The organism is Halobellus inordinatus, from assembly GCF_024464655.1.
Classification (GTDB): Archaea; Halobacteriota; Halobacteria; order Halobacteriales; family Haloferacaceae; genus Haloquadratum; species Haloquadratum inordinatus.
In genome coordinates this window covers 336,603-357,649 of record NZ_JANHAV010000002.1, presented here as the reverse complement: position 1 = coordinate 357,649, position 21,047 = coordinate 336,603, and the positions used below count along the sequence as shown (strand labels likewise).

Below are 21,047 nucleotides of genomic sequence, written 5' to 3'. Positions count from 1 at the left end.
CGACCCGGCCAATTCTTGGCGATGCGGACTGGAGAATTCGGTATGAGCGAGCGCGACGCCGACTCCGACGATCCTGGGGATGACGCCGAAGAACTGGCCTGGGAGACGACCGGGACCGAGATCGACTACACCTGTCCGGGGTTCGACGTCCGCCGCGACGACGTCGTCTTGCCGAACGGCACCGAGACCGGCTTCCACTACGTCGAGGAACCGCAGGCGGTCGTGATCCTCCCGCTCACGCCCGACGGCGAGGTCGTCCTGATCGAGGAGTGGCGGCAGGCCGTCGGGCGGGTCAACCGCGGGCTCCCGGCTGGGAGCGCCGAACCCGACGACGACGACCTCGACGCGGTCGCGCGGCGCGAACTCGCAGAAGAGACCGGCTACGAGGCAGGATCGCTCCGGCAGTTGTTCACGATCGAGCCCGCGAACGGGCTGTTGAACAGCGTCCACCACTTCTATCTCGCCCGTGATTGCGAGCCGACGGCCGAGCAGGACCTCGATTTCAACGAGAGCATCCGCGTTTCGCTCGCGGAGTACGACGACCTCCTGTCGGACGTGCTCGACGGGGAGATACGCGACGGTCGCACCGTCACCGGGATCACGCGCTACGAACTCGCAGACCGCTGGCAGTGAGCGTCACGGACCGCTGGCAGTGATCGACGCTGCGGGCGACCCGCATCCGCGAGACGAAGGATTTTGACGCCGCAGCACGTAGTAGACGTGTGTCCTCCGAACTGAATACTGTCGACGGCGCGGACGATCCGACGTCGCCCGACGCCGCCCGCGACGCGCTCCGCGCGCTCGCCGTCGCGATCCTCCTCGCGGTCGTCGGCATCGCCGCCGGTGCGCTCCTCGTCATCGCCGCGGCGGTCGTCCTCGGCCTCGCCGGCGTCGCCGTGACGCCGCTCTTGAGCATCGTTCTCTCGCTAGCGCTCGCGACCGGCGTGGGCTTCGGCGGCGTCGCGCTCGGCTACCTCCGGTATCGCGGTCGCGGACTCGAATACGTCGGACTCACCGTCCCGTCGCTGCGCGACGTGGCGCTCGTCGTCGGCGGCTACGTCGGCTCACTCGCGCTGTTGGTCGTCGCGTCGGTGATCATCTCGGCGATCGGGGCCGAAGCAGCGCCGAACACCGCCGCCGAAGTCGGAATGGAGAATCCCGAGATCCTCCTGCTTCTCGTCCCCGCGTCGTTTCTCCTGATCGGCCCGGGCGAGGAACTGCTCTACCGGGGCGTCGTCCAGAATCGGCTGAGCGAAGCGCTGCCAGCGCCCGCCGCGATCGTCCTCGCGAGCCTGATCTTCGCGTCGATCCACTTCTTCTCGCTGTCGGGCGCACCGCAGGCACGGCTCGTCAGCATTTCTGTACTGGTCTTGCCGACACTCGTGTTCGGGACGATGTACGAACTCACGAAGAATCTCGTCGTGCCGGCGCTGATTCACGGCGCGTACAACGCGACGCTGTTCTCGTTGCTCTATCTCACGCTGCAGTACGCAGATCCGGGACAGCTCCCGCAGACGCTCCTCGCGCCGGTTCTGGCGCTGGTGTGAGCTGCCGGCCGCGGCCGGACACTACTACACGAGCGTCCAGCCGAAGTACGCTCCACCGAGAATCAGCGCGGCGCCGACGACGCGAACGAGCTGTCGCCATCGCGTCGGAACGCCGTCGACGCCAGTCTCCTCAGCGTCGCCGGAGCCGTCCCGTGGGCTATCTTCGCCGTACCGTCCGTGTCGGTCCTGCGGGAGCCGTCCGGCAGTCTGCACCCGCACGATCGTCTCGGGCGCGAGGACGAACAGGAGACCGAGCGCGACGCCGAGGACGGCCGCGGCGAGCGTCCGGACGTCGACCATCAGTTACGGAGTCGCTCGACGCGCTTCTCGATCGGCGGGTGAGTCGCGAACAGGCGGGCGAGCCCGCGTTCCTCGCCGAAGATGCAGAGCGCGTTCACCTGCTCGTCGACTGCGGACTCGTTGCGCCGCTGGTTTCCACGGTCGATCTTCTCTAAGGCGCGCGCGAGCGGTTCGCCGCCACCGATCGCCTCTGCAGCGTCGCTGTCGGCGACGTACTCGCGGTACCGCGAGATGGCGAAGACGAAGAGCATCACCAGCATCTGGGTAATCTGGCCGACGACGATGGCGAGGAAGAAGTCCGCGATGTCGTTGTCGCCGGTGAGGAGGACGGCCCACTGGGCGACGATGGCGACGATAGAGGCGACGCCCTGGCCGAGCACCATCATCACGACGTCGCGATTGCGGATGTGCGCGAGTTCGTGTGCGAGCACGCCCTCGACCTCGTCGGGGCCGAGTTGGGAGAGGAGTTCCTGGGAGACGACGACCGTCCCCGCGCCTTTCCGGCCGACGGCGAAGGCGTTCGGGACGCCCATCCGCGCGATCATCAGCCGGGGCTTCTCGATCCCCATCGAGCGCGAGAGCGACTCGACGCGGCGGTGGATCTCGGGATTGCGGTCTTCGGGGAGATCCTCCGCGCCGACCGTCCGCAGCGCCATCCATTTGCCGACTTTGTACTGGACGCCGACGAAGGCGACGCTGCCGAGCAGGACGAGCCAGAGGGGAAATCCGAACACGCCCATCACGACGACCGCCGCGACGGCGTAGAATGCGAACAGGATCGAGCCGACGATCGCCATTCGCGCTTTCAGTCCGAGGTGACGCATACGGGGATGCGTTGTCTACACGGACACAAATACTCGGTGGTCGCCCGCGTCCTGGGCAAGGATACCCAGACTATAGTAGCGTTTGCAACTGATCACACAGATAATCGCACGACTGCGTGCGGTTAGGTGAGTGAAGACATGCAAACGCTACTATAGGGCAAATCCGACGATACTTACCAGCCGGCCGCCGACGTTCCGCTATGCGCGATCACTTCGAGCTCCGCGACGGGGACGCCGCCGGCCGGATCGGCGAGCTATCGGTCCCCCGGGCGGGGGTGACAGTCGAGACGCCGGCGTTGATGCCGGTCGTCAACCCTAACATTCGAACTATCTCCCCCGCGCGGCTCGAATCGGACTTCGGTGCGGAGATCCTGATCACGAACTCCTACATCATCCACAAGAACGAGGACCTCCACGAGACGGCCCTCGACGTGGGGCTCCACGAACTGCTTGGCTTCGACGGCGCGATCGTCACCGACTCGGGGTCGTTCCAGCTCGCAGAGTACGGCGACATCGAGGTGACGACCCGCGAGATCCTCGAATTCCAGCGCGAGATCGGCTCTGACATCGGAACGCCGGTCGACATCCCGACGCCACCGGACGTCTCCCGCGAGCAGGCCGAGCGCGAACTGCGCCTCACCGAGGAGGCGCTAGCGGACGCCGAGGGCGTCGACACCGGCGAGATGCTCGTGAACGCCCCCGTGCAGGGGTCCACGTACCCGGACCTCCGCGAGGAGGCGGGGCGTCACGCCTACGCGACCGACCTCGACGTCTTCCCCGTCGGCGCGGTGGTCCCGCTGATGAACAACTACCGCTACGCCGATATGATCGGCGCCGTCGCCGCCGCCAAGCGCGGACTCGGCCGCGACGCCCCCGTCCACCTGTTCGGCGCAGGTCATCCGATGATGTTCGCGCTGGCGGTCGCCGCGGGTTGTGACCTCTTCGACTCCGCCGCCTACGCCATCTACGCCCGCGACGACCGCTATCTGACGGTCCGCGGGACCGAACAACTCGACGACCTCGAGTACTTCCCCTGCTCGTGTGCGGTCTGTTCGGCGCACGACCCCGACGAACTCCGCGCGTACGGCGACGAGGAGCGCGAGCGCCTGTTGGCGGAGCACAACCTCCACGTGTCCTTCTCGGAGGTCCGGCGCGTCAAGCAGGCCATCCGCTCGGGCAACCTCCTCGAACTGGTCGAATCGCGCGCACGCGGACATCCGGCAATGCTCGACGGCTACCGCGCGCTCTTGGATCACGCCGAGCAACTCGAACGCGAAGACCCCATCTCGAAGGGGTCGTTCTTCTATCTCTCAGCGGAGTCGGCGCGGCGGCCCGAGGTACGTCGGCACCACGAGCGTATCGGACGACTCGACGCCGGCGAGACGGTCCTGCTCACGCAGGGCGGCAAGCCCTCGGGCGACACCTACGACGCCGCCTGGCGCGTGGTGCCGCCGTTCGGCCCGTTCCCGCGCGCGCTCTCGGAGACGTACCCGTTCACCGCCGAAGTCCCCGAGCGGACGGACCGGAGCGCGTACGAAGCGGCGGCGGAGGGCGTCTCACGGCTCGTCGCCGCGAACCCGGAGACGACCTTCGTGCTGGCGCACGACGACTGGCCGGCGTCAGCACTCGCACGCGTGCCGGAACGCGTCAAACTGGAGTCGCTGACCGGCGAGTCACGGGCCGAAAACTGAACCCGCAGTGTCGGCGACGCCGCGTCACTCCTCGCGAGTCGCCGTCGACACGTCGCGCATCCGTTCCGAGAAATCCCAGGAGTGGAGTCGCTCCGGCGTGATTCGGATCCGGACCTCCTCGCGCTCGGGGGCGAGGAGTCGCCCGGCGAGGTCGTTGTCGGTCCCGCCGAGATAGCGGTCGAGCAGGTGCGTGAGGAGGGCCTTTTCCTCGTCGGGTTCGACCGTAGCCGTCCCGCGACCGCGGACACCCCGGTACGGCGGGTGGTTCGTCGAAATCTCGAAGGCGACGGCGTCGTCGCTACGGAGATACTCGACGACGTCCGCGTTCGCGCTCGTCGCACAGCAGAGTTCGGGTCCCTCAGATCGACAGCCGGCGAGGTCGGTTGGCGCGGCGCCGACCTCCGCCACCTCGTCGGACGCGTCGTTACCGCCGGCTGCTTCGTCGGGCGCGTCACTGACTTCCGCTACTTCGTCGGACGCGTCGCTGCCGGTCCAGAGGTACCACAGCGAGAGCATCCAGAGGTGGCCCTTGGGCGTGTGACACGCGAGGCGGACGGGCACTCGCGTCGTTTTGAGGAACTCGCCCGCCTCGGCCGCCGACCACGCGCCGGTGACGTGCATACGCGCTTCTATGAAGGCATAGCGCAAAAGCACGCGGGCCGAGTCGGCGGAGCGGTCGGCCGAAGACCCGCCGACACCGCTCGCGAACAGACAGATAATTCACCCCTGGCGGCACATTCGGGTGTATGACCGATTACTTCGAGGTTCACAGGCGAGACGGGGCCGCTCGCCTGGGCGAACTCCGCCTCTCGGACCCGCTTCGGACGCCCGCGCTCGTCGACGGCAGCGTCGACGACGCCGGGAGCCTCTGGACGAGCGAGCGCGAGGTGCCCAAAGGCTACCGGGAGATCCTGACGGTCCTCCCGCACCGGGCGTTCCCGGCCGGCACCGACGAGCGCGTACAGGAGACGTTCGCCGTCGACTACCCCGACGTCGACTACCCGAGCGCGGCAGTCGTGACCGCGGAGACGGCCGGCGACTACGGCGCCGACGCGTACATCCTCTCGGACGCGCAGGGTTTCGTCGGCCACGCCTCGGCGTTCCGCGAGGAGATCATCGCCGCGCGCGAGGCGTTGCCGGCCGACACGGCGCTGTATCTCTCCGGCGTCGCGACGCCCCGAAACGCGGCCACGCTCGTCTACGCCGGCGTCGACCTACTGGACGCGAAGCGGGCGCGAGTCCGCGGCCTCCAGGGCTTCTATCTCACCGCCGAGGGCGAGTACTTCCTCGAAGACCTCGACGAACTGCCGTGCTCGTGTCCGGCCTGTCGGGGCAAGCGCGTCGATATCGACCCCGAATCCGAGCCGGACAACCCCGCGGTGTTCGACCGCGAGGACTGCGCCGACCACAACGAGTACGCGCTCGAATCCCAGCTCGCGACGGTCCGCCGGCGGATCCGCGACGGTCGGCTTCGCGACTACATCGAAGGACAGGCGCGTCACGACCAGTGGCTCACGGCCGCGTTCCGCGAGTTCGACCAGCAGTACGGCTACGTCGAGGAGCGGACGCCGGTCGTCCGCGACAGCGAACTCGCCGCCGCCACCGAGGATACGCTCCGCCGCGTCGAGATCCAGCGCTTCGCCGACCGGGTGACGAGCCGGTACCGAAACCGCTTTTCGAACCCGCTTGTTCTCGTTCCGTGCTCGGCGACGAAGCCCTACAGCGAGTCGCAGAGCCACGCGCAGTTCCACGACGCAGTCCAATATCGCGGCCATATGGTCTCGATGACGTCGCCGATCGGCGTCGTCCCGATGGAGTTAGAGCTCACCTACCCCGCCCAGCACTACGATTCGGTCGTGACAGGCCGGTGGTCCGAAGACGAGAAGTCCTTCGTCGCGGACGTGCTCCGGCGCTACCTCGAACGGAACGAGTACCCGCGCGTGATCGCGCACGTGCCCGACGAGGGCTACCGCGACATCTGCGAGCGTGTCGCGGCCGACGTGGACGTCCCATTCGAGTACACCGTCGACGAACACCCGACGACGACGGAGTCGATCGGGAATCTGATGTCGACACTGGGCGGCGAACTGAAGTACAGCAAGCGCGAGCGCCAGCACAACACGATCAAGGCGCTCGCGGACTACCAGTTCGGGCCCGGAGCGGGCGACGAACTCTTCGCGGACGTGGAGATGCAGACGACGAGTCGGTATCCCAAACTGCAGGTCCGCGACGGCGACACCGACGGCGACGGCGGCGGCGACCAACAGCTCGCGACGATGGTGCCGCAGTACGGCGTCCTGTCGTTCACGCTCGCCGGCGCGCGCGTCTGGGACGAGTCCGACGCCCCGACGAAGCGCGTCGAGATCGACGGCTTCGTCCCGCACGGCAGCGTCCTCGCGCCGGGCGTCGTCGACGCCGACGAGGACATCCGCGTCGGCGACGAGGTCGTCGTCGAGGGACCGAAGGCGTTCGCCGTCGGCCGCGCGCAGATGTTCGGCAGCGAGATGGTGGAGTCGACGCGCGGCGAGGCGGTGCAAGTGCGGCACGTCGAAGAAGTGTGACGCACGCAGCAGCGCCGTAGGTGCTTCCTACCACGACTGACCGTATTCTATCGGAGGGATCGACCCCGAACAACCGATCCCGCGACGAGACGTGACCGAGCGAGTAACGACTGGCAAACGCGACGATAGCGAAGTTGCGGATGAACTATCAGTGAAGTGCAAAGTTTAAGTATCAGTTAGCATCAGTATAATGTGATGTCAAAGCAACAAGAGGGAGTTGGTCACCCCCTCGAGGAGCTCCCGGACGAGCGGGCTGTCGATTGGACGATCGTCCGGTCGCTTCTCACAGCGAACGAAGCGACGTCGCGGGCGCTCGAATCGCATCTGCTGCAAGCGTACTACGACGAATCGAAGGGGGCCAAGACGGAATCAACGGAACAGTACGTCGAACGAGCCATCGCCAGACACGAACGGATCATCGAAGATCTGCGGTTCGCGCGTGAGCTTCTCGACGAACGATAGGGGTCGATACTCTCAGTAGGATCGTGTTACTGCATTTTTCTCCGCAAACACCGCTGTTGTACCGCTGCCACATAGTTGATTATTTGTTCTTGGGCGTGAAGTCCGGGGTATGAAACTCGCAGTCCCCACCGACTTCGACATCCTGGAGGCGCTCTCCGACGGGCGTCGGAACACGGCTGTGAACCTCTCGCATATTCTGGACAAGAACAGATCGTACATCAACACGCGACTCCCCGTGCTCGCGGACTACGATCTCGTCGAGCGCGTCGGGCCGGCACCGAACAGCGGGCTCTACGAGATCACCGAGAAGGGACGTGTCGTCGTCGAACAGCGTGATCAGTATCGTACGGAGGGCGTCGACTTCGACGAACTCGTCGCCGAGGAACTGAAATCCCGGACCGAGGGATCGGGCGATGTCGGTGGCGCCGACGACACAGTCGGCGCGTAGCGCCTGCCGGTCGAGAGCCGAACGGATCTCCACTGTCTTCTATAGTGGCGTTCTCGCGTCTCGAATCGTCGCACGGCGTTCGTCTGACGGCCACCCGAGCACCGACTCACGAAGGGAGAAACACTATATACTGGCAGTAGATACGAACTGTATCGGTGCCGGTGGCGACGCCGGCAGGTCGTACACAAATGGGACTGGAACTGGTGGAACCGACGGATTTCGAGATTCTGGGGTATCTGGCCGAGAAGGGCCGGAACAACGCCGTCAACGTCGCGGTCGCGCTGGAACGTGACCGCGGGTATATGAACACACGCCTGGGCACGCTCGCGGACTACGGTTGCGTGCGGCGCGTCGGACCGGCCGAGAACAGCGGGCTCTACGAGATCACCGAGGTGGGCGAGGCCGCGCTGGAGCACCGCGACGCGCGGCACGACCCCGACACCGACTTCGAGGCGCTCGTCGGGGCGAGCGTGGCCGGCGACGGTGCTGGGACGGACCCAGGCGACGCTGAGACAGGTGCGGACGACGCTGCAGAGTAAGAGACGACCGGCGAGTCGTGCGGATAGCGAAACGTCGCGTCGCTCACTCGTCGTCGGCGCGGAGAATGTCGTCGAGCACGTAGAGACCGAACGGGACGGTTCCACAGACGACCGCAAAGAGCGCGACTTCGAGTCCCGCTTCGCCAAATTTGTCGATGTAGATGGTGAGGTTGCCCTCAAACACGTATGCGATGAGGACGACCGTACCTACAAGCAGCGTAGAGAAGCCACCGAGGATGGCCGTATACCACGCGATGAACCGCCGGAAACGGTCGTGTGTCGCGAATTCGAAAGGTCGAGAGAGCATTGTCGAGCGGCCGTATCCTCACAATGAGGGCTGCATACTTCGTTAGGATCCAGTATCCGCGGTAAGACCCGCATAGGAGGTCGAGAGACCCTGCATAACGCCCCCGAAAGATCGACTCCGAACAACCGATCCCGCGACGGCGACTTTTTCACCCCGGCAGCCCTCGATGCGGATATGACAGACGACGCGTCGGAGACCGACCGCGAACTCTCGCTCGGCGTCCCACAGCAGATTCTCGAATCGCTCCCGGAGGATGGCGCGAACGCCGCCGCCGATATGAAAGAGGCGGTGGGCGGACTACAGCGAAGTCTCGACGAGGCCATCGAGTCCGCCGACTCGGAGTCGGAAGCCGCGAGTTACGCTGTCGACGCGATCGAGCACCTCGAAGACCGAATGGAGACCTACGACGAGTTCATCCCCGAACTCCGCGCGTGGGGGCAGTCCCCGATCTACGCGATCGCGTGGCGGAACCTCTATGCGGAACTGATCGCACAGCTCTACGAACACGAGTGGCTCGCGACCCACATCGACCGCGAGCGCAACTATCGGCTCGTCGAAGACGGGATCCGATTCGGCGACCGGTAAGTCGAGGCACGGTCGTGTCCGTCACCGGGTGCGGCAATCGGTCGCACAGGCGCGCACCTTTTTTGCCTGCTGCGCCCCAGAAACGGGTATGACGTTTCAACTGCGGTTCTTCGCCAACTTCCGCGAAGCGGTCGGGACGAAGACAATCACCCGCGAATACGACGCTGAGACGGTCGGAGACGTCCTCGTCGCGCTCGAATCCGAATTCGAGGGGTTGGCCGGCCAGATCATCGAAGACGGACAGGTCCGACCGCAGGTGAACGTCCTCCTGAACGGTCGCGACGTCGAACACGAAGCGGGTACCGACACGCCGATCGAACCGGACGACACGCTGAGCATCTTCCCGCCGGTCGCCGGCGGCGCGTTCGGGGGGCCGTCGTGAGCACAGATCGAGTGACCCGCGAGAAGTCGTTTCGGGGAATCTCGGTCCGACTGGCCCGTCACTACCTCGAAAAGCTCGGCGGGACGATCGTCGACGACGAGCACGTCGAGGGCGAGGAGTGGACCGTCTCACTCTCCGCGGAGAAAGTCGCCGTCGGCCCGACGCTCGAGCTCACGGAGGTGACGGTGGTCTTCGAGGGCGACCCGGACGTGCTCGATTCGCTCATCGAACGGTTCGCACAGAAAGCGATGCGGGCCGGTGGGTGAGATGGCTGCAGACGACCGGCCCGACGACGCCGATCGTGTGCCGGTCCCGCTCGACGGCGACGTGCTCCAGTACACCGGCGCGACCGCTAGCATCGCCCCGGAGCGGCTCGGCTCGCTCCTCCGGGAGGTGCAGGCCCACCTCGAATCGAAGCGCGACGAGTATCGACGCGCCTACGAATGTCCCGTCACCGACGAGGAACGCGACGTCTACCTCGTCCCGAGCGGCTACTGGACCGACCTCGGGGCAGACATCGGCCTCTCGGAGTCAGAGATCGACGCGGTCAGCAGAGCGCACTGCCAGCAACTCCGCCGTCTCGGAACGAAGACCGACCGGCGCGAGGAGTTCGAGACGGCGCTAGAAATCAGAGATGCGGTCGTCGTCAGTCGGGCGTAAAAAGGGCTGTTCTCATACTGTCGGACAGCAGTTCGTGAATCATATTGGCACCCACGGGGTGCCGATGATTTTCACATAGTCTGTCCGACAGTATCAGGACTCGTGTCCAGGCTCTTCAGCGGGGCCGTACCGCTCTTCGACGGCCCGGAAGTACCGCGAGAGGAACGTCGCGTTGGGCTGTCCTGCTTCGCCGTCGGTCTCGCTGCCTCGCTCCGCGTCCGTCCGTTCGAGTTCGAGCAACAACGCTTCGAGTTCGTCCCGCGGTTGGTGACAGAGGTCGCGATAGCACTCCTTACAGAGGTGTTCGAACGTCTTTCCGTGTCTCTCCCAGCGGTTTCCGTGCTTGTCGTACTCGCGCGCCTCCGAGCGCGGGAGTGAGGTCCCGCATGCGATACAGACGACCGTCGATCCATCCCGGTTGGTCCGGGAGCGCCACATAAAACTCACCACGCACCACCCGCACTTAGCGTTTTTCCGCGGGCGGGAGACGGGGCATCGACGCCGCCACGACACCGCACCGACGCCGCTACGGTGTTGCACCAGTGCGCAGAGTCTCGCCGGCCCGGCGGGGCCCGTGTCGCGTGATTTATCGGCTGGCGCGCCGTGTCCTCGGATATGCAGATTAAATCCCGCCACCACCTCCGCGCGGACGAGATCGAGGAGCTGGAAGCCGGCATCGAGGCGAAGACGGGCGTTGCTCTCGACGGCGACACCTACGAGATGGTCGAACTCGCGGACGAACCGTTCGACGTCGTCCTCGTCGACGGCGAAACCGACGTCGTCCAGTTCGAGGACGAGGCATTTCTGACCGTGCAGGGAGCGAACCGACACGGGCCGACGAAGGGCGTCGTCACCGTCGATGCGGGCGCCATCTCGTTCGTCAGCGACGGCGCGGACGTGATGCGCCCCGGCATCGTCGAAGCCGACGACGACGTGACGGAGGGCGATCTCGTCACCATCGCCGAGGAGACCCACGGAAAGGTCCTCGCGATCGGTCGCGCGCTCGTCGACGGCGAGGAGATGACCGGCGACTCGGGGAAGGTCGTCGAGTCGATCCACCACGTCGGCGACGACCTCTTCGAGTTCGTCGTCTGATCGGGAGTATCGTACGTCTCCATATAGGGATTATCGTAAGTCGTCATAGATTTCTCGCCGGACGGTACGGCGAGACTCTCCGAACAGGTGCGATAGCCCCTATGACCGCTCGACTGTCGTCCTCACGATCGTCCCCGTGTAATTTCTCATCCGGGGCGCGACACCGCGTCACCTCCCGCAATCGTCACTCGTCTGACGTTCGTCTGACGTAAGAACTAACGTCGTTCTTTCGTTTGTAGGTGGTATGGGCATTATGAGCAAGATCATCAGCGGGGGCGGACAGCACACGACCGACGAGTACCTCGACCTCGACATCGAGGGCGTAGAATCTTCGCGTGGGGCCGCGGAGATGAACGTCCGGATCGCGACGATCAGCAGCCAGCAGGACGTCGTCGCCATCAAAGACGCTGTCTACGACGGTGATCTCGTCATCGCAGACATCACGCGACACACGACCACCGACAGCACGATGGAGCACATCATCGACGACCTCCGACAGGTCGCAGACGAGGTCGACGGCGACATCGCACAGAAGGGCGACGACCAGATCATCATCGCACCCACGGGCGTCGCCGTCGCGCGCGAAAAGCTGAACTGACGACAACCACGGGGCAACCGTCGGGTCGTATCACCGCTGCTGTACGCTGACTGCTGCTTTTGACTGGCCGTCGGTCGCTGTTACATCCGCTTCGGCGGACACTGTTCTGATAGGGATTATCGTAAGTCGTCATAGATTTCTCGCCGGACGGTACGGCGAGAATCTCCGAATAGTTACGAGAATCCCTATGAGAGCCATTTCGACGCCGACGTGACCGCCGGAACCGACGAACTTTCCTCTCCGCTCTCCATATCGGGTCGTAGATGAGCAAGGACTTCATCGAGGTTCGAGGTGCCGAAGAACACAACCTCAAGGACCTCGACGTCCGGATTCCGCGCGAGACGTTCACCGTCGTCACCGGGCTCTCGGGGTCGGGGAAATCGTCGCTCGCCTTCGAGACGGTCTACGCCGAAGGGCAGCGCCGGTACATCGAGTCGCTGTCGGCGTACGCTCGCAACTTCCTCGGGCAGATGGACAAACCGCAGGTCGAAGCCGTCGAGGGGCTCTCGCCCGCGATCTCCATCGATCAGAAGAACGCCGCCAACAACCCCCGCTCGACGGTGGGCACGGTGACCGAACTCCACGACTACCTCCGACTGCTCTACGCCCGTGTCGGGACGCAGTACGACCCCGTGACGGGCGAGGAGGTCGGCGAGCAGTCCGCCCAGGAAATGGTGAACCAACTACTCGAACTGCCGGCGGGCACGCGGGCGAAGATCGCCGCGCCCGTCGCCCGCGACCAGAAGGGCGCGTTCGAGGATCTCTTCGAGGACCTCGTCAGCGAGGGGTACGCCCGCGTGGAGGTCGACGGCGAGTCCTACGACCTGACGCTCGATCAGCCGGAGTTAGACAAGAACTACGATCACACGATCGACGTGATCGTCGACCGGGTGAAGATCCGCCCCGAGGATCGCTCCCGGATCGCCGACTCCGTCGAGACCGCGCTCGAAGAGGCCGACGGCGTGCTGAAGGTGATCGTCCCCGACCCACCCGAGGACGTCCCATTCGCATCGAACACGCGGTCGACGGGGGCGCTCGCCGGTGAGGGTGACGACCGCCTCGTCGTCGAGTTCTCCGAGGAACTGGGCAACCCCAACTCGGACTTCCAGTTCTCCGAGATCGAGACGCGCTCGTTCTCGTTCAACAGCCCGCACGGGGCCTGTCCCGAGTGTGAGGGTCTCGGTCAGACCAAGGAGGTCGACGAGGATCTCGTCGTCCGCGACCGCTCGAAACCGATCAAGCACGTCTTCGAGGCGTGGTCGTACAACCGCTCGTACTACCGGACGCGGCTGGATTCGGTCGCCGAGCACTTCGGCGTGAGCGTCGACACGCCCTTCGAGGAACTCGATCCGGAGATTCAGCGGCAGTTCCTCTACGGCACCGACGAGGAGGTCGTCTTCCAGCGACAGACGAGAAACGGCACGCGCCGGAAGACGAAGCGCTTCGAGGGCGTCATTCCGAACCTCGAACGCCGCCACGTCGAGACCGACTCCGAGTCGACGCGCGAGCACATCGAGGACTATATGGCCGTCACCACCTGCCCCGCCTGCGAGGGGACGCGGCTGAAAGAGCAGTCCCGGCACGTCTACGTCGCCGGGATCTCGATCACCGAAGTCAACCGGATGAGCATCGGCGACGCGCTCGACCACTTCGAGGGGCTCGAAGCGGAACTCACGGCGCGCGAGCGGACGATCGCCGAGGAGATCCTCAAAGAGATCCGCGCCCGCCTCGGGTTTATGGAGGAAGTCGGCCTCGAATACCTCACGCTGGACCGCGAGGCGTCGACCCTCTCTGGTGGAGAGAGCCAGCGCATCCGGCTCGCGACGCAGGTCGGTTCCGGCCTCGTCGGCGTCCTCTACGTCCTCGACGAGCCCTCGATCGGACTCCACCAGCGCGACAACGACCGCCTGCTGGACACGCTCGAAGGGCTGCGCGACCTCGGGAACACCCTCCTCGTCGTCGAGCACGACGAGGAGACGATGCGTCGCGCCGACAACGTCATCGATATGGGTCCCGGCCCAGGCAAGCGCGGCGGCGAGGTCGTCGTCCAGGGCGACTTCGACGACATCGTCGCGGCCGAGGACTCGGTCACCGGCGACTACCTCGCCGGTCGGAAAGAGATCCCAGTGCCCGAGGAGCGCCGCGACTCCGAGGCGGAGTTGCTGATCCGCGGCGCGCGCCAGCACAACCTGAAGGACCTCGACGTGTCGCTCCCGATCGGCCAGTTCACTGCGATTACTGGCGTCTCCGGGTCGGGGAAGTCGACGCTGATGCACGAGATCCTCTATAAGGGCCTGGCGCGCGAAATGAACGACAACACGTCCGTCGATCCGGGCGACCACGACGCGATCGAGGGGCTCGACGAGATCGAGACGGTGCGGCTCATCGACCAGTCGCCGATCGGCCGCACGCCGAGATCGAATCCCGCGACGTACACCGGCGTCTTCGACTACGTTCGAGAACTGTTCGCCGAGACGAAGCTCTCGAAGCAGCGCGGCTACGAGAAAGGCCGCTTCTCGTTCAACGTCAAGGGCGGGCGGTGTGAGGCCTGCGGCGGGCAGGGGACAGTGAAGATCGAGATGAACTTCCTCTCGGACGTCTACGTGCCCTGCGAAGAGTGTGACGGCGCGCGCTACAACGACGAGACGCTCGACGTCACGTATAAAGGAAAGACGATCGAGGACGTTCTCGATATGGAGGTCTCGGAGGCGCTGGAGTTCTTCGAGGCCAACTCACAGCTCCGGCGTCGCCTCCAGTTGCTCGAAGACGTCGGTCTCGGCTATATGACGCTCGGGCAGCCCTCGACGACGCTCTCGGGAGGGGAAGCCCAGCGCGTCAAGCTCGCCGAGGAACTCGGGAAGAAGCAGACCGGGGAGACGCTGTACCTGCTCGACGAGCCGACGACCGGCCTCCACAAGGAGGACGAACGGAAGCTGATCGAGGTCCTCCAGCGGCTCACCGACAACGGCAACACCGTCGTCGTCGTCGAGCACGAACTCGACCTGGTGAAGAACGCCGACAACATCGTCGACCTCGGTCCCGAGGGCGGCGAGCACGGCGGCCAGGTCGTCGCGACGGGCACGCCGGAAGACGTCGCGCGCACGGAGGCGTCCCACACCGGTCGCTACCTCCGCGACCTCCTGCCCGACGTCGACGTCGACGGCCCGCGCGCGGACCGCCGCAAGCCCGCCAAGCCGGCCGACGACGACTGATAGGGAGTATCGTAAGTCTGCATAGATGTCTCGCCGGACGGTACGACGAGAATCTCTGAACAGTTGCGATAATCCCTATGAGAGGCTCACCGAAGCCGTTTCTCCCGCGCCGGCCGCGGTTCCCTTCGTCGGCGAGGCCAAGTGACTGGGTCGCATACATCGGGTATGGTCACCTGCTACGCCGCCTCCCGCGAGGGCGTCCTCGTCGTTCGCGACGCGGAGACCAGTACCGAAGGCGGTGCCGACACTGAGCCGTTCCGCGGTCCCTCCGCCGAGCACACGCTCGACGGCCATCGGGTCGAGTGCCTAGACGCCGCGAGCGACGCCCCAGAGCGCGTCTTCTGTGGGACGTTCGACGCCGGGCTGTTCCGCTCGGTCGACGCCGGGCAGACGTGGAAACGAGTCGGCAGCGACGTACTCCCGAAATCGGTGACGAGCGTGACCGTCTCGCCGCACGGTCCCGACGTGGTCTACGCCGGTACCGAGCCCAGCGGCGTGTACCACACGAGAGACGGCGGCGACACGTGGACGGAACTGTCGGGGCTGACCGATCTGCCGTCGGCGCCGCAGTGGTCGTTCCCCCCGCGTCCCGACACGCACCACGTCCGCTGGATCGAAGTCGACCCCGCGGACCCCGAGCACCTCTACGTCGCCGTCGAGGCCGGCGCGCTGATCCAGACCCACGACGGCGGCGAGACCTGGGAGGAACGCGCGCCGTCGACTCGCCGCGACACGCACACGATGGCGATCCACCCCGACGCGCCCGACCGCGTGTGCGTCGCCGCAGGCGACGGCTACGCCGAGAGCGACGACGGCGGCGAGACGTGGCAGTTCCCACAGGACGGACTGAAGCACCGCTACTGCTGGAGCGTCGCTATCGACCCCGGTGAACCGGGGCGCGTCCTCCTCTCGGCGGCCGCGGGGGCGCACCGGGCACACACCCCGGAGACGGCGGCGTCGTATCTGTACCGGCGGGAGGACGCGGAAGCAGAGCGCGGGTCGACGAGATGGGACCGCCTCGACGACGTCGGCGTGCCGACCGGGACCGGCGTTCTCCGGGCGACGCTCGCGCCCGGCGTCGCGGACGGTGAACTGTTCGCGCTCACCGACCGCGGCCTGTACCGAACTCAGGACGGCGGCGACTCCTTCAGGCGCGTCGACGTGGCGTGGCCCGAGGCGTTCCGGGAGACGACGACGCGTGGGCTCGCAGTCGTCACGAGCGAGGCGTAAGCGGGCGTCACGAGTAGGGCGGAAGCGGGCGTCGCCAGGGACGGTCGCGTCCACCGGGAAGGTATTTGCCGCCGCGTCCGCTACGGGAGCGTGATGTACGATTTCGCGGTCGTCGGCGTCGGCCCGGCCGGCGCGCGCTTCGCCCGGCGCGCGGCGGCAGCAGGCTACGACGTCGTCGCCTTCGAGCAGGGGACCGTCGGGACGCCGCTGGCCTGTTCGGGCCACGTCAGCACCGACATCTGGGCGTACGTCCCCGACGACGCGAAGCAGAAACTCCTCCAGAATCGCGTCTACGGCGCGCGCTTCCACGTCGGCGGTCCCGACTCCTCGTCGTATCCGTTCTACAAGCGCGAGGAGATCTCGAACGTCATCGATCGCGTCGAACTCGACCGGACGCTCGCAGACTGCGCTCGCGACGCGGGCGCGGACGTTCACGAACACCACACTGTCGTCGACGTCGACGAGCGCCACGACGCCGTCGAACTCACCGTCTCGAACGCCGACGGCACCGAGACGGTGGAGGCGAAGATGGTCGCCGGCTGCGACGGCCCGACTTCGCGCGTCCGGCGGCAGGTCGGCCTACCCGAGCCGGAAGAACTGCTGCACGGCGTGCTCGCGTTCGATCCCGACCCCGACGACGGCGACTTCGTCGACGTCCACCTCACCGCACCCCGGTTCTTCGCCTGGCGCATCCCGCGCGGCGACGCGGGCGTCGAGTACGGCCTCGCTGCGCCGCCGGGCGAATCGGTGAACGACCTCTTCGACCGCCTGACCGACGCCTACGACGTCGAGACCGAACACTTCTGCTCGGGCGGGATTCCGATCGGCCCGCCCGAGCGAGTACACAGCCGTCGCGTCTTTTTGATCGGGGACGCCGCCGCACAGACCAAGCCGTTCACGGGCGGCGGCATCCTCTACGGGATGACCGCGGCAGACTGCGCCGCCGACGCCGTAGATCCCGACGATCCGGCGACGCTCCGGGACTACGAGTCCGCGTGGCGCTCGGAACTCTCCCGGGAGATCGCGTTCGGCCACTGGCTCCGCCGCGCGTACTCGCTCCCGGAGCCGGTGCAGCGGCTCGGCCTCCGTGCGCTCTCCGGTGAGATCGGCGTCCACATGGACCGCCCGACGTCGTTCTTCTCGCGGGAGCACCTCGGGAAGTTACTCGGACGATAGCCGGCGGAGACGAGAAAATCAGTCCGCAGCGTAGGTCGGGAGCCGTGCCGACGCGGCGCTACCCTCGACGAACGGGAGCGCGATGCGCTCGGCCGCGACGTCGGCGTCGTCACGGATCGACAGCGACGTCGCGTCGAGATCGAAATCCACGAGCGCCAGTGCGATCGGCGTCTCCAGCGACGGGCTCGTGACGGCGCGCGTCACGGCCCCCACGCGCTCGTTGCCGTCGAAGACTGGAGTCTCGGCCGGCGGGACCGCCGCCGCCCCCGCGTCCGGGTCGGCCTCGCCGCCCGTCTCGATCCGGAGGCCGACGAGTCGCTGGCTCGGCTGCCCGCGGTTTTCGACCTTCGAGACGACCTCCTGGCCGACGTAACAGCCCTTCTCGAAGTCGAGCGCGTTGCGGAGACCGAGGACGTTCGGGATCCGACCCTGTAGTTCGGTGTCGAAAAGCGGTGTCCCCGCCTCCGCCGTGAGCGTCTCCCAGGTCGCGTAGCCGAACGGGACGGCGTTCAGCCCGAACATCAGGAGCGTCTCGAAGACCCGTTCGGCCGCGTCGGCGGTGCAGACGACCTCGTAGCCCTCCTCGCCGGCGAGGCCGTCGCCGGCGATCACGGTCACGCCCTCATCGCCCATCGACCCGCGGACGAACGACAGTTCGGGTTCGGGCGCGCCCGCGCCGTTGAGCACGCTCGCGACCTTCTCGGTCGATTGGGGGCCGTGAACGCCGAAAACGGCGAACTCAGAGGACGCCTCGGTGATCTCGACGTCCTGGATGAACACCTTCTCGGACCACTCCTCGGCGAGCGGTCCCGCGCGCGCTGGCGGAGTGAAACAGAGGAGCCGCTCACCGGCGTTGTAGACGTACAGATCAGTCTCGATCCGGCCCTGGGGGTCCAAAAGCAGCGCGTAGACGCCCTCGCCGTCAGCGCGCGGGACGCGGTTCGAGACGGTGTCGTCGACGAACGCGATGCGATCGTCTCCTTCGACCACGACGACGCCGTAGCCCATCTCGATCACGCCCGCGCCGTTGCGGACTGCCCGGTGGGTCCGCTCCGGACGGCCGTACTCGCGGACGATCCGGCGGCCGCCGCGCTCTTCGAACGTCGCACCGTGCGCCTCGTGCAGTTCCGTGACGACCGTCATCGTACGTCTGTCCGCGTTCAGGGGTGAAAACCGCAGCGTCCTGTGGCGGGGAGCCGACGGCGAGCGCCGTCGGTCGGCCGTCGTTCACAGCCCCAGTCGATCCCGGAGCGCGTCGACGAAGCCGCGTTCGTCGGGACGTTCCTCCTCGGGGTCGGGGACGGCTCGGTCGTCTACGAGGATGACGACGCGGTCGTCGTCGCCGTTCTGGACGGAGATGAGGTCGTCTTCTTTCAGTGCCGCGAGCGCCGCTTCGATTTCGTCGATGTCGGCGTCGACAGCGGCGCGCACCTCGAAGACGGTCATTCCCTCCTCTGCACGATCGACGAGGGCGTCGAGAACCGCTACTTCGGTGTCACGTCTGTCTCGGAACTCGCGCCGCGCTCTCATGGGTGGTGATTCGCCCCGGTCGGGTATACGCTTACCGCCGTCGCGACCGTCCAGACGTGCTCTCGGACGCCGGTCACTCGCGTTCCGTCTGCCGTCCGTCTGACGCAGGAGGTACACTTTTGACGCTCAATGCCGGAAAGGCGGGTAATGGGACTCAAGTGCCGTCTTCTCGGGCACGCGTACGGGGAACCCGAGGTCGAACGCGATCGGGAGGAACAGGGGGACGAGGTCGTCGTCACGATCCGCGAGGTGCAGGTCTGTGAGCGGTGTGGAGACGAACAGGTCGTCAGTCAGAACAAGGAGGTGACGGCGATCCGCTCGCCCGAGGACGTCGGCCTCGACGAGCCGGATCCCACAGAGAGCGAACAGGCGTCGACCGGCAGTACGGGCGCGTCGGCAGCGGACGCATCCGGGACGGACGCGCCAGCGACTGGCGAGGCGGCGCCGTCGACGGCGGCCGCGACGTCTCCCGTCGACGGGGCCGACGCGGACCAGCCCGGAGAGACGGCCGCCGCGTCCGCCGACCAGGACACCGGTAGTCCGATGAATCAGATCGACGAAGCCGAGGCGGACGCTCACGGAAGCGGCGTCGAGAGCGAGGCTGACGCCGTCGCCGAAGACGGGAACGCAGCCGAGACAGACGGCACCTCCGACGGCTGGGAGACCGGCAGCGACGAGTGGGACGACGTCGAAGCCGACCCCGACGCCGACGACGCGGTCATTCTCGACGACGCGGAGACCGAGCGCGACGAGACGCAGTGGCCCGAGGAGACGGAGACGGATCCGAGTCGGGCCGCACAGCAGTCCGCGGCCGCCGAGCAGGGCGAGCCAGCCGATGAGGACCCCGTCGGGGAAGAGGAGGTGACGAACGATGCGGAGATCATCGACGGCGACGCAGAGCAGAGCGAGCCAGCGGACAGCGACGAACGCGGCCACGGCGAGTGGCCCGAACGCGACGACGGCGCCGACGCCTGGCCCGAACACGAGGGCGACGACGAGGGCTACGCGGCGACCACCGGGAACGACGCCGACGTCGACCTCGGCGGAAATGGACTGACGCCAGAGGTGAACGGGCACGCGGCGGCCGCAGAAAGCGACGGTGCAGAGACGATCGACGGGATCGCCGCCGAAGAGGGACACGGGGCCGTCGCGAGCCAGCAACAGCGCACAGAGCCCGCGAGCGCCGATCCCGGCGAGGACGGCTTCACTCGCGCGCGGGAGTCGACGACGCTCGAATCCGACGTCCCGGACGAGCAGGTCGAATTCTACTGCCCGAACTGCGGACACTCTCGAACCGCGGGCGCGTCCTCGATGCGCGCGGGGGACATCTGCCCCGAGTGCAAGAAGGGCTACATCGCCGAGCGCGAGCGGTAAGGTCGTTTCGACCGGCCGTCACGGCGCGGGGACGAAACAGGTAAACCACCACCTGCCGAAGCACGGTCTATGAAGGAGTACAAGATGCGTCGCGGGGAGACGCTGGAGGAACGCATCCCGGATATGGAGACGACCGTCGAGGAGTACTTCGGTCCGATCACAGACACGATGGAGTACAAGGACAGCGACCTCTACGTCGTCGAGGAGCCTGATAATCCGGTCTTCAAACGCATTGTCGCCGGTGCTGTATCCTACAGCGGGAAGAAGGATCGCCTCGGCGTCGAATTCGAAGAGCGTGACCCCGCCGAACTATCGCCCGACGATCTGGAAGCCGCCGGCGACGCCGTCGACGCGAAGAACGACTTCCTGCTGGAAGCCACCGGTCGGGACGCGAAGTCGCGCCGCGACTCGATGAAGCGCGCCGTCGAAGACGACGCCCCCGACTACTGACCGACAGACGTATCCTCCTCGATTTCGGGCCCTCACTGACGCCGAGAGCGACTGGTGAACGGTCGTCACCGGGGTG

Annotated in this window: 25 protein-coding genes; 18 read left to right on the top strand and 7 right to left on the bottom strand. The window is 66.5% G+C overall.

What is annotated here, in order from left to right:
• Positions 1-42 precede the first annotated feature (42 nt).
• Positions 43-633 carry an NUDIX hydrolase gene (locus NO347_RS06125; RefSeq protein WP_256288748.1) on the top strand — a complete coding sequence of 197 codons (591 nt, stop codon included), beginning with the start codon at positions 43-45 and terminating at the stop codon, positions 631-633.
• 89 nt (positions 634-722) lie between these two features.
• Entirely contained in the window at positions 723-1,547 is an 825-nt protein-coding gene (locus tag NO347_RS06120) for a CPBP family intramembrane glutamic endopeptidase (RefSeq protein ID WP_256288747.1), read from the top strand.
• Between the two features lie 24 nt (positions 1,548-1,571).
• On the opposite strand, the gene NO347_RS06115 is transcribed toward NO347_RS06120, so the two are convergent.
• Both NO347_RS06115 and NO347_RS06110 read right to left on the bottom strand, forming a co-directional pair.
• Positions 1,572-1,847, bottom strand: a complete 276-nt coding sequence (locus tag NO347_RS06115; protein WP_256288746.1) for a hypothetical protein — start codon at positions 1,845-1,847, stop codon at positions 1,572-1,574.
• Positions 1,847-2,671 carry a M48 family metallopeptidase gene (locus NO347_RS06110; RefSeq protein ID WP_425492347.1) on the bottom strand — a complete coding sequence of 275 codons (825 nt, stop codon included), beginning with the start codon at positions 2,669-2,671 and terminating at the stop codon, positions 1,847-1,849. The genes NO347_RS06115 and NO347_RS06110 overlap by 1 nt, the downstream gene beginning before the upstream one ends.
• 200 nt (positions 2,672-2,871) lie before the next feature.
• Here NO347_RS06110 and tgtA point away from each other — a divergent pair, with 200 nt between their 5' ends.
• Positions 2,872-4,362, top strand: coding sequence for a tRNA guanosine(15) transglycosylase TgtA (gene tgtA / locus NO347_RS06105; protein WP_256288745.1), 1,491 nt, complete (start codon positions 2,872-2,874; stop codon positions 4,360-4,362).
• A gap of 24 nt (positions 4,363-4,386) precedes the next feature.
• Here tgtA and NO347_RS06100 read toward each other — a convergent pair whose 3' ends face one another.
• Positions 4,387-4,983 carry a pyridoxamine 5'-phosphate oxidase family protein gene (locus tag NO347_RS06100; RefSeq protein ID WP_256288744.1) on the bottom strand — a complete coding sequence of 199 codons (597 nt, stop codon included), beginning with the start codon at positions 4,981-4,983 and terminating at the stop codon, positions 4,387-4,389.
• Positions 4,984-5,108: 125 nt separating this feature from the next.
• Between NO347_RS06100 and arcS the strand changes: the two genes are divergently transcribed.
• The 4 genes from arcS to NO347_RS06080 all read left to right on the top strand — a co-directional run bounded on the left by arcS (position 5,109) and on the right by NO347_RS06080 (position 8,372).
• Positions 5,109-6,923 (top strand): archaeosine synthase subunit alpha, encoded by a 1,815-nt coding sequence (arcS, locus tag NO347_RS06095; protein WP_256288743.1) that lies wholly within the window; start codon positions 5,109-5,111, stop codon positions 6,921-6,923.
• 195 nt (positions 6,924-7,118) lie between these two features.
• Complete coding sequence (locus NO347_RS06090; RefSeq protein ID WP_305148785.1) at positions 7,119-7,385, top strand: DUF8103 family protein; 267 nt, start codon at positions 7,119-7,121, stop codon at positions 7,383-7,385.
• Positions 7,386-7,494: 109 nt separating this feature from the next.
• Positions 7,495-7,833, top strand: a complete 339-nt coding sequence (locus NO347_RS06085; RefSeq protein ID WP_256288741.1) for a helix-turn-helix domain-containing protein — start codon at positions 7,495-7,497, stop codon at positions 7,831-7,833.
• A 188-nt stretch (positions 7,834-8,021) separates the two neighbouring features.
• Positions 8,022-8,372 (top strand): ArsR family transcriptional regulator, encoded by a 351-nt coding sequence (locus tag NO347_RS06080; RefSeq protein WP_256288740.1) that lies wholly within the window; start codon positions 8,022-8,024, stop codon positions 8,370-8,372.
• A 43-nt stretch (positions 8,373-8,415) separates the two neighbouring features.
• On the opposite strand, the gene NO347_RS06075 is transcribed toward NO347_RS06080, so the two are convergent.
• Positions 8,416-8,679: a hypothetical protein gene (locus tag NO347_RS06075; protein ID WP_121568565.1), complete on the bottom strand. Its 264-nt coding sequence runs from the start codon at positions 8,677-8,679 to the stop codon at positions 8,416-8,418.
• Between the two features lie 174 nt (positions 8,680-8,853).
• Between NO347_RS06075 and NO347_RS06070 the strand changes: the two genes are divergently transcribed.
• The 4 genes from NO347_RS06070 (at position 8,854) to NO347_RS06055 (ending at position 10,306) form a co-directional block, all read left to right on the top strand.
• Positions 8,854-9,264, top strand: a complete 411-nt coding sequence (locus NO347_RS06070; RefSeq protein ID WP_256288739.1) for a DUF7971 family protein — start codon at positions 8,854-8,856, stop codon at positions 9,262-9,264.
• Between the two features lie 88 nt (positions 9,265-9,352).
• Positions 9,353-9,646: a ubiquitin-like small modifier protein 1 gene (locus NO347_RS06065; protein ID WP_121568567.1), complete on the top strand. Its 294-nt coding sequence runs from the start codon at positions 9,353-9,355 to the stop codon at positions 9,644-9,646.
• Complete coding sequence (locus tag NO347_RS06060; RefSeq protein WP_256288738.1) at positions 9,643-9,912, top strand: MoaD-like domain-containing protein; 270 nt, start codon at positions 9,643-9,645, stop codon at positions 9,910-9,912. The genes NO347_RS06065 and NO347_RS06060 overlap by 4 nt, the downstream gene beginning before the upstream one ends.
• A gap of 1 nt (position 9,913) precedes the next feature.
• On the top strand, positions 9,914-10,306 hold the full coding sequence (locus NO347_RS06055; protein ID WP_256288737.1) for a DUF8048 family protein: 393 nt from the start codon (positions 9,914-9,916) through the stop codon (positions 10,304-10,306).
• A 93-nt stretch (positions 10,307-10,399) separates the two neighbouring features.
• On the opposite strand, the gene NO347_RS06050 is transcribed toward NO347_RS06055, so the two are convergent.
• Positions 10,400-10,744: a DUF7562 family protein gene (locus tag NO347_RS06050; RefSeq protein ID WP_121568570.1), complete on the bottom strand. Its 345-nt coding sequence runs from the start codon at positions 10,742-10,744 to the stop codon at positions 10,400-10,402.
• 177 nt (positions 10,745-10,921) lie between these two features.
• Between NO347_RS06050 and NO347_RS06045 the strand changes: the two genes are divergently transcribed.
• The 5 genes from NO347_RS06045 to NO347_RS06025 all read left to right on the top strand — a co-directional run bounded on the left by NO347_RS06045 (position 10,922) and on the right by NO347_RS06025 (position 17,617).
• Positions 10,922-11,401, top strand: coding sequence for an RNA-binding protein (locus NO347_RS06045; RefSeq protein WP_256288736.1), 480 nt, complete (start codon positions 10,922-10,924; stop codon positions 11,399-11,401).
• 244 nt (positions 11,402-11,645) lie between these two features.
• Complete coding sequence (locus NO347_RS06040) at positions 11,646-11,999, top strand: cell division protein SepF (RefSeq protein ID WP_121568572.1); 354 nt, start codon at positions 11,646-11,648, stop codon at positions 11,997-11,999.
• A gap of 263 nt (positions 12,000-12,262) precedes the next feature.
• A complete protein-coding gene (gene uvrA, locus NO347_RS06035; protein WP_256288735.1) occupies positions 12,263-15,211 on the top strand; it encodes an excinuclease ABC subunit UvrA in 2,949 nt (982 codons plus the stop codon).
• A gap of 165 nt (positions 15,212-15,376) precedes the next feature.
• The gene (locus NO347_RS06030; protein ID WP_256288734.1) at positions 15,377-16,441 is read left to right on the top strand and encodes a WD40/YVTN/BNR-like repeat-containing protein; all 1,065 of its coding nucleotides are present in this window, start codon (positions 15,377-15,379) and stop codon (positions 16,439-16,441) included.
• A 93-nt stretch (positions 16,442-16,534) separates the two neighbouring features.
• The gene (locus tag NO347_RS06025) at positions 16,535-17,617 is read left to right on the top strand and encodes a geranylgeranyl reductase family protein (RefSeq protein ID WP_256288733.1); all 1,083 of its coding nucleotides are present in this window, start codon (positions 16,535-16,537) and stop codon (positions 17,615-17,617) included.
• A gap of 18 nt (positions 17,618-17,635) precedes the next feature.
• Here NO347_RS06025 and ygfZ read toward each other — a convergent pair whose 3' ends face one another.
• Both ygfZ and NO347_RS06015 read right to left on the bottom strand, forming a co-directional pair.
• Positions 17,636-18,760 carry a CAF17-like 4Fe-4S cluster assembly/insertion protein YgfZ gene (gene ygfZ, locus NO347_RS06020; protein WP_256288732.1) on the bottom strand — a complete coding sequence of 375 codons (1,125 nt, stop codon included), beginning with the start codon at positions 18,758-18,760 and terminating at the stop codon, positions 17,636-17,638.
• 84 nt (positions 18,761-18,844) lie between these two features.
• The gene (locus NO347_RS06015) at positions 18,845-19,147 is read right to left on the bottom strand and encodes a DUF6432 family protein (RefSeq protein WP_256288731.1); all 303 of its coding nucleotides are present in this window, start codon (positions 19,145-19,147) and stop codon (positions 18,845-18,847) included.
• Between the two features lie 147 nt (positions 19,148-19,294).
• On the opposite strand from NO347_RS06015, the gene NO347_RS06010 reads away from it, so the two are divergent.
• Together NO347_RS06010 and NO347_RS06005 are read left to right on the top strand one after the other, a co-directional pair.
• Positions 19,295-20,521, top strand: a complete 1,227-nt coding sequence (locus tag NO347_RS06010; RefSeq protein ID WP_256288730.1) for a DUF7093 family protein — start codon at positions 19,295-19,297, stop codon at positions 20,519-20,521.
• A gap of 69 nt (positions 20,522-20,590) precedes the next feature.
• Positions 20,591-20,971 (top strand): DUF5611 family protein, encoded by a 381-nt coding sequence (locus NO347_RS06005; protein WP_256288729.1) that lies wholly within the window; start codon positions 20,591-20,593, stop codon positions 20,969-20,971.
• Positions 20,972-21,047 lie beyond the last annotated feature (76 nt).

Bases quoted from the DNA above. Each gene is read 5' to 3' on its own strand.
- NO347_RS06125 (WP_256288748.1), top strand. From the start codon at position 43: ATGAGCGAGCGCGACGCCGACTCCGACGATCCTGGGGATGACGCCGAA.
- NO347_RS06115 (WP_256288746.1), bottom strand. From the start codon at position 1,847: ATGGTCGACGTCCGGACGCTCGCCGCGGCCGTCCTCGGCGTCGCGCTC.
- NO347_RS06110 (WP_425492347.1), bottom strand. From the start codon at position 2,671: ATGCGTCACCTCGGACTGAAAGCGCGAATGGCGATCGTCGGCTCGATC.
- tgtA (WP_256288745.1), top strand. From the start codon at position 2,872: ATGCGCGATCACTTCGAGCTCCGCGACGGGGACGCCGCCGGCCGGATC.
- NO347_RS06100 (WP_256288744.1), bottom strand. From the start codon at position 4,983: ATGCACGTCACCGGCGCGTGGTCGGCGGCCGAGGCGGGCGAGTTCCTC.
- arcS (WP_256288743.1), top strand. From the start codon at position 5,109: ATGACCGATTACTTCGAGGTTCACAGGCGAGACGGGGCCGCTCGCCTG.
- NO347_RS06090 (WP_305148785.1), top strand. From the start codon at position 7,119: ATGTCAAAGCAACAAGAGGGAGTTGGTCACCCCCTCGAGGAGCTCCCG.
- NO347_RS06085 (WP_256288741.1), top strand. From the start codon at position 7,495: ATGAAACTCGCAGTCCCCACCGACTTCGACATCCTGGAGGCGCTCTCC.
- NO347_RS06080 (WP_256288740.1), top strand. From the start codon at position 8,022: ATGGGACTGGAACTGGTGGAACCGACGGATTTCGAGATTCTGGGGTAT.
- NO347_RS06075 (WP_121568565.1), bottom strand. From the start codon at position 8,679: ATGCTCTCTCGACCTTTCGAATTCGCGACACACGACCGTTTCCGGCGG.
- NO347_RS06070 (WP_256288739.1), top strand. From the start codon at position 8,854: ATGACAGACGACGCGTCGGAGACCGACCGCGAACTCTCGCTCGGCGTC.
- NO347_RS06065 (WP_121568567.1), top strand. From the start codon at position 9,353: ATGACGTTTCAACTGCGGTTCTTCGCCAACTTCCGCGAAGCGGTCGGG.
- NO347_RS06055 (WP_256288737.1), top strand. From the start codon at position 9,914: ATGGCTGCAGACGACCGGCCCGACGACGCCGATCGTGTGCCGGTCCCG.
- NO347_RS06050 (WP_121568570.1), bottom strand. From the start codon at position 10,744: ATGTGGCGCTCCCGGACCAACCGGGATGGATCGACGGTCGTCTGTATC.
- NO347_RS06045 (WP_256288736.1), top strand. From the start codon at position 10,922: ATGCAGATTAAATCCCGCCACCACCTCCGCGCGGACGAGATCGAGGAG.
- NO347_RS06040 (WP_121568572.1), top strand. From the start codon at position 11,646: ATGGGCATTATGAGCAAGATCATCAGCGGGGGCGGACAGCACACGACC.
- uvrA (WP_256288735.1), top strand. From the start codon at position 12,263: ATGAGCAAGGACTTCATCGAGGTTCGAGGTGCCGAAGAACACAACCTC.
- NO347_RS06030 (WP_256288734.1), top strand. From the start codon at position 15,377: ATGGTCACCTGCTACGCCGCCTCCCGCGAGGGCGTCCTCGTCGTTCGC.
- NO347_RS06025 (WP_256288733.1), top strand. From the start codon at position 16,535: ATGTACGATTTCGCGGTCGTCGGCGTCGGCCCGGCCGGCGCGCGCTTC.
- ygfZ (WP_256288732.1), bottom strand. From the start codon at position 18,760: ATGACGGTCGTCACGGAACTGCACGAGGCGCACGGTGCGACGTTCGAA.
- NO347_RS06015 (WP_256288731.1), bottom strand. From the start codon at position 19,147: ATGAGAGCGCGGCGCGAGTTCCGAGACAGACGTGACACCGAAGTAGCG.
- NO347_RS06010 (WP_256288730.1), top strand. From the start codon at position 19,295: ATGGGACTCAAGTGCCGTCTTCTCGGGCACGCGTACGGGGAACCCGAG.
- NO347_RS06005 (WP_256288729.1), top strand. From the start codon at position 20,591: ATGAAGGAGTACAAGATGCGTCGCGGGGAGACGCTGGAGGAACGCATC.